This is a genomic window from Streptomyces sp. DvalAA-14 (assembly GCF_900091855.1).
Lineage (GTDB): Bacteria > Actinomycetota > Actinomycetes > Streptomycetales > Streptomycetaceae > Actinacidiphila.
Map to the genome: position 1 here is coordinate 1 of NZ_FMCH01000630.1, position 8,851 is coordinate 8,851.

Consider the following 8,851-nt stretch of genomic DNA (forward strand, 5'->3'; position numbering starts at 1 on the left):
ACGGGGCCGCCGTACCCGCGGTGCGGCAAGGTGGGGCCATGGGCGATCCCGCCGGTTCCCAGCACGGCCGCCGCCGGACACGGAGCGGGGCCGCCGCACGGATGCTGCCGCCGCGATGGCTGCTCGACACGGTCCGTCCCCGGCCGGCCCCCGTTCCCTGGGCCGCTGTCGCCCGCGCCGCGGTGGCACTGGGCGCACCGCTGGCGGTGGGCATCGCCGCCGGCCGGCTCGAATACGCCGTCCTGGTGGACATCGGCGCTGTCTTCGCGGTGCTGTGCGACAGCGCGGACCCCTACCGGCTGCGGGTGGTGAACATCGCCGTTCCGCAACCCTTCGGCGTGGCCGGAGTCGCCCTGGGCATCCTGGTCCGCGACCGGGGCTGGGTGGCGGTGCTGACGCTGACGCTGGTCGCCCTGGTGTCGGGGATGATCTCCTCGATCGGCTCGGTGGCCTCCTACTGCGGGCTGCTGCTCCTGCTCAACACGGTGCTGGGCGCCGGCGTCGCGTTTCCCGAACCCCGGTGGACGGCGCCGCTGCTGTTCGCGCTCGGCGGGGCGTTCGTCCTCGCCCTGACGCTGGCCGGCTGGCCGCTGCGGCGGGGCGCGCCGGAACGCGACGCGGTGGCCCGCAGCTACCGGGCGGTGGCGGACCTGCTGGAGGCGGCCGGCAAGGAGGACTACGACGTGCGGCGGCATGCCGTCACGATGTCGATGAACCAGGCGTACGACGGCATCCTCTCCCGCCGGGTCCGGGACATCGGCGACCGCAGCCCGCGCCTGCGGCTCCTGGCCCAGCTCAACGCGGTCACCCCCGTCGTGGAGGCGGCGGCAGCCGCGCGGCTGCTGGACCGCGGCGCCGATCCCGCGGTTCCCGCCATGGTCAGAGACCTGGCGGGCGCGATCGCCGAGGGGCGGGGCGCCCGGCGTCCGGGCCCCCTGCCCGTCGCCGGCACCCCCGCCGAACGCGCCGTCAACACCGCGCTGCGCCACGCCGCGAAGGTCGTCGGCGAGAACTCCCCGCTGTCGGACGACGCCGCCGACCTCCTCGGCCGACCCACCGCCCTGCGGCTCCGCGCCCGCCGCGCCGCCGCCGACGTCCTGCTCTCGGAGGCCTCGTGGCGGTACGGCGTGCGCCTGGCGCTGTGCATCGGTATCGCGCAGACCCTGGTGTCGGTCGCGGCGCTCCCGCGTTCGTACTGGATCGCCGTCACTGTCACCTACGTCCTCAAACCCGATTTCGGTTCGGTCTTCTCCCGGGCCGTGACCCGGGCGATCGGCACCGTGCTGGGGCTGGTCGTCGCGGCCGCCGTCGTGTCGAACGTCGCCCGGGGCTGGTGGGACGTGCCGGTGATGGCCGTACTCGCCGGACTCGTCCCCGCGGTGTCGGCGAAGGGCTACGGCTTCCAGACGGCGTCCATCACCCCGGTGGTCCTGCTGCTCACCGACCTCCTCAGCCACCAGGGCGTCGACCTGGTGCTCCAGCGCTTCATCGACAGCCTGATCGGCTGCGGCATCGTCCTGGTCGTGGGATACCTGCTGTGGCCGGAGAGCTGGCGCGCGCGCATCGGCGACCGCCTCGCCGACACGGTGGACGACGCGGCCGAGTACCTGCTCAGCGCCTTCGGCCCCGGCGTGCTGAGCGACGACGCCGAGGCCGCCCGGGCGCGGATGCGGCGGCGCGTCTACCGCGCGCTGTCCGTGGTCCGCTCCGAGTTCCAACGGGCCCTGGCCGAACCGCCGCCCACCGGACCGCGGGCCACCGCCTGGCTGCCGCTGGTCGTGGCCGTCGAACGGATCGTCGACGCGACGACAGCCGCGCGGGTCCGGGTCACCTACGGAGCCCCGGCGCCCGACCTCGCGGAGGTGGCCGAGATCGAAGCGCAACTGCGCCGGCTGGCGGCTCAGGTGAGAACGCCGCAGCCGCCCGCCCCCGGCCCGGCGCCGGGCCCTGGTGGGGGAGCGGAGCAGGGCGCACTCGCCGACCTGTGGCAGGAGGTGGAGGCGGCGCACGCCATCGCCTCGACCGGCCCGGGCGGCTGATCCATCCTGGGCGCCTGGGAGTGATGGGCCAGATGGGCGATGATGTCGGTGTGGAACGCGAAGTCGAACTGAGCGGCTGGATGCGCTGGTTCACCGCGTCCGAGGGCGGGCGCGCCGAACCGCATCCGGGCGGTCGCTATACACCGACGGCCGCTGCCACGTCCGGGACGGGCGAGGCTCCGTGGAGCATCAGCTTCGACGACGTTCCGGCCGGGCCGGGGATCGGGCTCGGCGAGGGGGCGGTGCACGCACGCTGGCCGAACGGCGGGACGAGGCCGTCCGCGTGCGGGCCGGGCACTCGCCTGATCATCACCGAAGGACTGCGGCCGGTCGCCGATGTCGAGATCCTCGGGACCGCGATCCGAGCGGAACGGCCCTGGACGTTCCGCGTCACGGAGTCCTTCGGGATCACCGGCCGGGGAGTGGGGGTCTTCGGTGATCTCACCGGGGAGATCGATCGGAACGGGGGGCCGGCGGAACTCCAGTCGCGCGAGCGGCTCCTGGTCGTGCCGCAGGTGTGGCTGGAGTTCGCCCGCGTCGCGGGGGGCGAGCGCAGGGCTCTGCTGCTTCGCGGCGTGGCGAAGCAGCAGATCGGGCCCGGGTCCGTGATGCGGGGCCGCCCGCTGTGAAGGACCCGCCGCAGGAGTGGGCGGGGCCGCTTCGGCCGGGCCGGCGGGGGCGTCGCGGCGAACTCAGCGGCGCAGGCGGTCGCCGACCCAGCGGCTCGGAGCGGCGAGGGCGATCGCCAGCGGGTTGACGAAGAACGCATGGGCATCGAGCGGGCCCCGGGGGCCGCTGTGCACCGTGACGAATCCGCCGCCGGGGTGCGGAGTCGCCGTCGCCCGCGCGCGGCGCAGAGCGGCCCGCGCCAGCGGGTCGCCGGCGAGCAGCAGAACGGGCGCGGCCGCGACGACGGCCGCGTAGGTCAGCGGGCTGAGCCGCTTGGACGCCATGCCCTCCCAACGCGCGCCGCCCCCACCACGGTTCCCCGGCGCGCGGCGCCCAGGCAGCCATTGAGGTGGATTCGCCCATCGCCGGCTGATGGGCGGTCAGCATGCGCGTCCTTCCCTTCCCGCGGTCGCCGGGCCGAGCGGATGCGCACTGGCCGGCGGCCGGATACTGCTGAGGTTCGTCTGCGGCGATCCGGCCGACGGCGGCGCACCGCGGGCGAGGCGGCCGCGGGCGCGGGTGGTCAGGCCCAGGTCTGGCGTTGCAGCCAGAGGTTGCGCGCGCTGCCGGAGCCCTGGGTGAAGACGTACAGCAGGGCCTCCTGGTTGGCGATGGCGGGGCTGACGTTCACGTCGCCGATGACACCGCCCAGGGACTGGAAGTCCTGGTAGGTGGGGTCGTTCTCGGCGGCCTGGACGGCGACCCACAGGGCTTTGTCGGTGCCCTTGACGAATACGTTCACCCGCCCGTCCAGGCCGATCGCGGCGGTGGGCCGGTCGATGATCTGGCCGCCCAGGGACGCCGAGGTCCGGAAGGTCCCGTAGTCGTCGTTCTGGCCGACGAGCCAGGCCGAGCCGTCCGAGCCGCGGTACAGGATCTGCGCGCGGGCCGCGGCGTCCAGGACCACGGAGGGCCGGCTGGTCACGCCGGTGGTCTCCTGGTTGTAGGGCTTCCAGTCGTCGACGCCGTTCGGGATCCGCTGCTGGATCGTCCAGAGGGTTTCGCTGCCGCCCTGGACGGCCACCACGATGCGGCCCGACCCGTCCAGGACGGGCGACGGGGTGGCGTAGATCGTACCGCCCAGCGAGACGGGACTGGTGTAGGCCTCGTAGAGCAGGCCCTGGTTGCGGGTGTGCCACAAGCTGCCGTCGGTGCCGCGGAAGAAGACCTGGATGCGGCCGTCGGCGTTGAGCGCGGCGGCCGGGTCGCCGCCGATGTTGGTCACGATCTGCTGCGGCGTGCCGAAGCCGGCGTTCGGCGCGGTCTGCGTGATGACCTGGAGGTGCCCGGCGGTGGTGCGGTAGAACACGCGGATCTTGCCGTCCTTGCCGCGCACCGGGCTGGGCACGCCGGCGATCGCCACGCCCTGGTGCTGGTACCAGGGCCCCCAGCTCCGGTTCGCGTCGCGCTGCTCCCAGCGGCTCCACAAGGTGTTCGAGCCGCCCAGGACGAAGACCTGGACGCGGTTGTCGGCGTTGAGCACGGGGGCGGGTTCGGCGAAGATGCCGCCCTCCAGGTTGATCCATGTACCCCAGGCGGTGCCCGGAGTGGTGGAGACGGGCATGGTGGTCCCTCACTCTCGATGTCACGGAATGTAGTCATTCCATGACGTAGAGTTCCCACCCGAACGGCCCATTACGCCGGACTCATAGCACTTTGCGGAGCAACCGAATAAATAGCCAGAATTGATGCATTTTGCAGGATGGGATGATTGCCGTATGTGTCGCCGAGCCCCGACTTCGCCGGCACCGACCGGCACCCACCCGGCACCGACCGGCACCCACCCGGCACCGACCGGCACCGGCGAAGTCGCCGACGCCGGCGCGTCAGTGGTGGTGGTCGTGCCTGCCGAGGGTCTCGACGGGGGTCGCGCCGGGGCGGGTCCACTGCGGTACGGGCCGGCTGGTCGGGCCCCAGGTGGCGTTGCCGTCGGCGTCCGAGCGCCAGTACCAGCAGGCCTCGTTCCCTGCCGGCCGGCCTTCGGGGTTGTCCTCCCATGCCTCGCCGCGGCCGTAGGGCGTCATGTCGAGCAGGCCGAAGGACCCGTTGACCGGCTCGTTGCCGCGGCCCGTCGTGGCGTAGGTGAGGAACGAGCGGTCGCCGTCGCGCAGGAAGCTGGTGAGGTAACCCATGCCCCCGCCGACCGGCGCGTCCACGTCGCGCACCGAGTACCAGGGCTGCGTGTAGCCCATGAACTCAACGTAGGGCGCCACTTCGTCCCAACGGCCCGTGGTCAGCATCGCGAACGAGACACCGCGCGCGTTGAGGTAGACGGCGTCCTTCAGGTGCCAGGCCGTGGTGGTGCAGCCCTCGCACTGCCCCTGGTGCGGCGCGCCGTCGTGCCACATGTGCTTGTAGACCACGAGTTCGTCGCGGCCCTGGAACAGGTCCAGGAACGGGACCGGCCCGTCGGGTCCGACGACCTCGACCGTCCCGTCGAACTCCACCATCGGCAGCCGGCGGCGGGCCGCGGCGAGCGCGTCGCCCTCACGGGTGTGGGCCTTCTCGCGGACCAGTAGCTCGTCACGCAGGGTCTGCCAGGTGGCCAGGTCGACAACGGGCGGGCGGCCGGGCGGCGTGCCGGCGGGGTCGTCGGGTGTGTGCGTCATGGTGTCCTCCGAGGTGTCTCGTGCGGTGACCGTCGTACGACATCCTCACGGCGGCCACCACAACAGACCCGCGACCGGGCCGGAACTCATCGCAAAGGTCAGGACGACGTCAACTCCGGCCGGCCGCCTTCCGTGACGTGGACCGGGACGCCGCCCGACAGGGCGCTCAAGTCGTCGTGCAGGGCGGCGGACCGGGCGCCCTCGGCGGTGGTGGTGATGTCGATGCCCGAGGCGTCGGTGGCGGGCCCCACGGTGTAGAGGGGGAAGCCGGCGACGGTGGCTTCCCCGCTCATCGTGTCCACCACCTTCACCAGGGCGCGCTCGGAGTAGGCGCAGCGGTAGACGTCCAGGCGGCCGAGGTCGATGCCGGGGTGGGCCCTCTTGGCCTCCCGCGCCATCCGGTGACCGGCGGCCGGGTCGGTGAAGCACAGCGCGACGCGGCCGACCGGGTAGTCGATCAGCAGACTGCCGTACGTGGCGGCATACCCGGGGTACGCGTGCGGGTCGAGCGCCATGGCGAGGGCCTGCGCCTGGGGGGTGTTCTTCACCGGCCTCGGTTTGTTCTGCCACGTGTCGCCGGACGGACAGGAAGCCGCGGAGGCGGCGGCGGACGGGACGGCGGCCGCGGTGTCCGGCGGGGAAGCGGCCGGGAAGGTGTGCGCGGCGGCGCCGATTCGGGCCGGAGGGTGCTGCGGCGCGGGATCCGCGCACCCCGCGGTCAAGGCGGCCGCGGCGGCTGCCGTACAGGCGACGAGAGCGGCTGAGCGGCGCATGGCGTTCAAGGGATTCTCCTCCTCGGCGCGCGGCGGCGAGACGGCCGTCCGCCTCCCCCCGGCGCCGATGCGATGCCGTTTCGACGCACCCGCCGCCCCCCGGGTTCCGCCCGGACGCCTGGCCGTTGACACCGGCCGCGGGCCACCGGCTCGTGATCACGTTCTAAGATCCGTTCCATGCCTTGGATACGTCGCCGTGCGCATGACGCCGATCCGCCGTCCGGACGCCTGCCGGACCTGGAATTCCTCGCCCTGGTCCGGGCCGGCCTGGAAAGGTACGCGCCGGGTGTGACCGAGGGGAGCGAGCTCAAAGGCAACTCCTTGAGCAGCCCGCAGGGGTGGGCGGTCGGTGTGGCGCCGCGGATGCACGGCGGCCCCCGCCACTACGACCTGGTCGCGCTGCCGGACACGAGTCTTCAGCCCGACGTGCCGTGCTTCATCGACTGCGTCGTGGCGATCGGGGACGACGCGCCCACGGCGGCCCGCACATGGGTGGAGACCGCCGGCGCCTGCATGCTCGAACTCCTCGACCGGCGCCGGCACTTCGCCGACCATGCCGGCCCGGACGACGAACGCGGGGTCCCCGACTGGCACTGCATCGCCTCCGGGGCCGTCGGTCTCGGCGCCGATGTCGCGGAGAGCCGCCGACTGCAGAAGTCCCTGGTCGACGCGAACGTACTGCACCACATCGCGGACACATTCGCCGCGGACCTGGACTCGCCGTACTTCAACGGCATCAAGATCTTCTACGGTGGGCAACCCGGCAAGGTGCAGGCGGAGATCCGTGTCAACGGGGAACGCCACGAAGCGGCCTCCGCGGCCCTGGTGGCCATGGGCCTGCCCGAACCCACGGCCTTCACCATGGTCCGCTCCTACGCCCTGCTGCTCCCTGTGCGGGAGGACGGCACCGGGCCGCTGTACCCGCCCATGAAGGGCGTCATCAGGTAGACGGACGCGGGATCAGGTGGACGGATGCGGAGCCGGCCCGGTCGAGTGCTCGCCGCCGGGAAAGCCGGCGGCGCCCAGGGCGGCCGCGGTGGCGGCCGCGAGCGCGTCGAGGTAGCCGGGAGGCGGCGCGGTGCGGACCGTCGTCAGCCGCCAGTAGAGGGGTCCGGTGGCGAGGTCGAGAGCGAGGTCCACGTCGGTGGCGGGCGGTAGTTCGCCGCGTTCCACCGCGTGGGAGACCACAACCGCCGCGACGGCGCGCTGGGTATCGCGTACGGCGGCGCGCACCGCGAGCGCGAGGTCCGGATTGCGGGCGGCCTCGGCCAGCAGATCCGGAATGATCTGAGCGGCCAGTGGGTGCCGCAGCACCCGCGCGGTGGCCTCCAGCAGCTCCCTCAGGTCGCCCAGCAGCGTCCCCGTGTCCGGGGTGGGCAGGCCAGGGACCGCCAGCGCGGACACCACCTCCAGCACGATGGGGAGCTTGGAGGGCCAGCGGCGGTAGATCGCGGCTTTCCCCACCCCGGCCCGGCGGGCGATGTTCTCGATCGACATGCGCCCGTAGCCCACCGCGGCGAGTTCTTCGAAGACCGCCGCGCGAATGGCGTCCGTCACCCCCGCACGGAGAACGGCGGCGCCGGCGGGCGGGCGAGGGGGCTTGGGCTCCATACGCCGAGCATAGCCACGACGGAACGGTTGCGTTCCGAGGGCTGTTCAGTTCCTGGCCGAATTCGGCGACGGCACGCTGGATGCCTGGGGCCTGCGCGTCGTTGACCCCGAAGTGTCGCCCTGCTGACCCGACGCGCCGTGGCCGGTGGGATGCGGTCCCGGCCCCGGGCCGGGGCGGGGGCTCAACTGTCCGGGCCGGCGCCGGGTTTCTCGCGGCGGGCGATGGCCTCGACCATGTCGCTGATGACGGCCTGGCCGTCGACGGAGAGGTTGACCGTGCGCAGGGCGATGGACCGGACGCCCGCCTCCCGCAGCGCGCCGGGCAGCGCGATCTCCTCGTCGAGCTTGGCGCTCTGCTCGTCGTCGAAGAAGTACGCGGGCGGCACCTGGAAGAACTGCGCGAGGGCTTCGAGGCGCCGCTTGGTCGGGTTGTCGCGCTTGCCGGTGCGCAGTCCGGGCCCGTCCAGCTGCTCGGCGGCCGCTTGGGCCGCTCTGCGACGGCTCGGCTCGTGCCGAACTCCACTGCCCGGGTCGACGGATTCGGCCGGGCGACACGCACGGAAGGGGAGCAGGACCGCCCCGTCGGGGGTGTAGGCCGTCATGTTCACCGCGGCCCCCCGACGAGGGAGCCGGGCCCGGGCGGCACCTGGGGCATGCCGGGTTCGAACTCCATCGTGGATCTCCCGTCCGTGCGTCCGGTCGGCCGTCGCGTCCGACCCGTCCACAGTGCTCGGGGAGCGGCGGGGGAGCATTGGGGAAAACCCTCGACTCCCGTCGGGGGCCCCGATGTTCATGCCGAGACGGCACATCGCCGACCGATCCTCGCGAGGGCGACTCCGAGCTCAAGATCGTCGTCATGACCGCCGTGCCGGCAGTGAGGACGAGACCAAGCTCCGACGCACCGCCTCGCCGGCCCATCGGCCGGCACGCACAACTGATCTCCGCCCCTGCTCGTCGGGGTCGCCTTGCCGCCGCACCACCTGCCGGCGGACCAGGCGGGGGTTTGTCATGAAGACGTCACAGTCCCCGTTGCCCGAGATCGTTCCGGCGCCGGCGAACGTCCATCCGACCGACGCGTACGGTCGCACGACGCGTCGGCTGGGCAGAAAGACCTCGCCGGACCGGCCGGGGCATCGTGAGGACTGGGGAA

Annotated in this window: 9 protein-coding genes; 3 read left to right on the forward strand and 6 right to left on the reverse strand. The window is 73.1% G+C overall.

The genetic code is table 11. From position 1 onward, the window contains the following. The first annotated feature begins 101 nt into the window (after positions 1 to 101). Both GA0115240_RS33520 and GA0115240_RS33525 read left to right on the forward strand, forming a co-directional pair. Complete coding sequence (locus GA0115240_RS33520; RefSeq protein WP_093742680.1) at positions 102 to 2,039, forward strand: FUSC family protein; 1,938 nt, start codon at positions 102 to 104, stop codon at positions 2,037 to 2,039. A gap of 50 nt (positions 2,040 to 2,089) precedes the next feature. Further along, the gene (locus GA0115240_RS33525) at positions 2,090 to 2,668 is read left to right on the forward strand and encodes a hypothetical protein (protein WP_141709062.1); all 579 of its coding nucleotides are present in this window, start codon (positions 2,090 to 2,092) and stop codon (positions 2,666 to 2,668) included. Between the two features lie 63 nt (positions 2,669 to 2,731). Here GA0115240_RS33525 and GA0115240_RS33530 read toward each other — a convergent pair whose 3' ends face one another. The 4 genes from GA0115240_RS33530 to GA0115240_RS33545 all read right to left on the reverse strand — a co-directional run bounded on the left by GA0115240_RS33530 (position 2,732) and on the right by GA0115240_RS33545 (position 5,865). Then, a complete protein-coding gene (locus tag GA0115240_RS33530) occupies positions 2,732 to 2,992 on the reverse strand; it encodes a hypothetical protein (protein WP_093742672.1) in 261 nt (86 codons plus the stop codon). Positions 2,993 to 3,231: 239 nt separating this feature from the next. Next, a complete protein-coding gene (locus tag GA0115240_RS33535; protein ID WP_093742674.1) occupies positions 3,232 to 4,272 on the reverse strand; it encodes a hypothetical protein in 1,041 nt (346 codons plus the stop codon). 262 nt (positions 4,273 to 4,534) lie between these two features. Then, positions 4,535 to 5,317 carry a DUF899 family protein gene (locus GA0115240_RS33540; RefSeq protein ID WP_093742675.1) on the reverse strand — a complete coding sequence of 261 codons (783 nt, stop codon included), beginning with the start codon at positions 5,315 to 5,317 and terminating at the stop codon, positions 4,535 to 4,537. A 98-nt stretch (positions 5,318 to 5,415) separates the two neighbouring features. Next, complete coding sequence (locus GA0115240_RS33545; RefSeq protein WP_176725247.1) at positions 5,416 to 5,865, reverse strand: hypothetical protein; 450 nt, start codon at positions 5,863 to 5,865, stop codon at positions 5,416 to 5,418. Between the two features lie 402 nt (positions 5,866 to 6,267). On the opposite strand from GA0115240_RS33545, the gene GA0115240_RS33550 reads away from it, so the two are divergent. Further along, the gene (locus GA0115240_RS33550; RefSeq protein ID WP_141709063.1) at positions 6,268 to 7,038 is read left to right on the forward strand and encodes a DUF6348 family protein; all 771 of its coding nucleotides are present in this window, start codon (positions 6,268 to 6,270) and stop codon (positions 7,036 to 7,038) included. Between the two features lie 12 nt (positions 7,039 to 7,050). Here the strand turns inward: GA0115240_RS33550 and GA0115240_RS33555 are convergent, their stop codons facing one another. Both GA0115240_RS33555 and GA0115240_RS37755 read right to left on the reverse strand, forming a co-directional pair. Further along, on the reverse strand, positions 7,051 to 7,701 hold the full coding sequence (locus GA0115240_RS33555) for a TetR/AcrR family transcriptional regulator (RefSeq protein ID WP_093742679.1): 651 nt from the start codon (positions 7,699 to 7,701) through the stop codon (positions 7,051 to 7,053). A 182-nt stretch (positions 7,702 to 7,883) separates the two neighbouring features. Then, positions 7,884 to 8,303 (reverse strand): hypothetical protein, encoded by a 420-nt coding sequence (locus tag GA0115240_RS37755; protein ID WP_202451996.1) that lies wholly within the window; start codon positions 8,301 to 8,303, stop codon positions 7,884 to 7,886. Positions 8,304 to 8,851: the final 548 nt, after the last annotated feature.

Coding starts and splice junctions, on each gene's coding strand:
- GA0115240_RS33530 (WP_093742672.1), bottom strand. CDS start 2,992: ATGGCGTCCAAGCGGCTCAGCCCGCTGACCTACGCGGCCGTCGTCGCG.
- GA0115240_RS33535 (WP_093742674.1), bottom strand. CDS start 4,272: ATGCCCGTCTCCACCACTCCGGGCACCGCCTGGGGTACATGGATCAAC.
- GA0115240_RS33550 (WP_141709063.1), top strand. CDS start 6,268: ATGCCTTGGATACGTCGCCGTGCGCATGACGCCGATCCGCCGTCCGGA.
- GA0115240_RS37755 (WP_202451996.1), bottom strand. CDS start 8,303: ATGACGGCCTACACCCCCGACGGGGCGGTCCTGCTCCCCTTCCGTGCG.
- GA0115240_RS33520 (WP_093742680.1), top strand. CDS start 102: ATGCTGCCGCCGCGATGGCTGCTCGACACGGTCCGTCCCCGGCCGGCC.
- GA0115240_RS33540 (WP_093742675.1), bottom strand. CDS start 5,317: ATGACGCACACACCCGACGACCCCGCCGGCACGCCGCCCGGCCGCCCG.
- GA0115240_RS33555 (WP_093742679.1), bottom strand. CDS start 7,701: ATGGAGCCCAAGCCCCCTCGCCCGCCCGCCGGCGCCGCCGTTCTCCGT.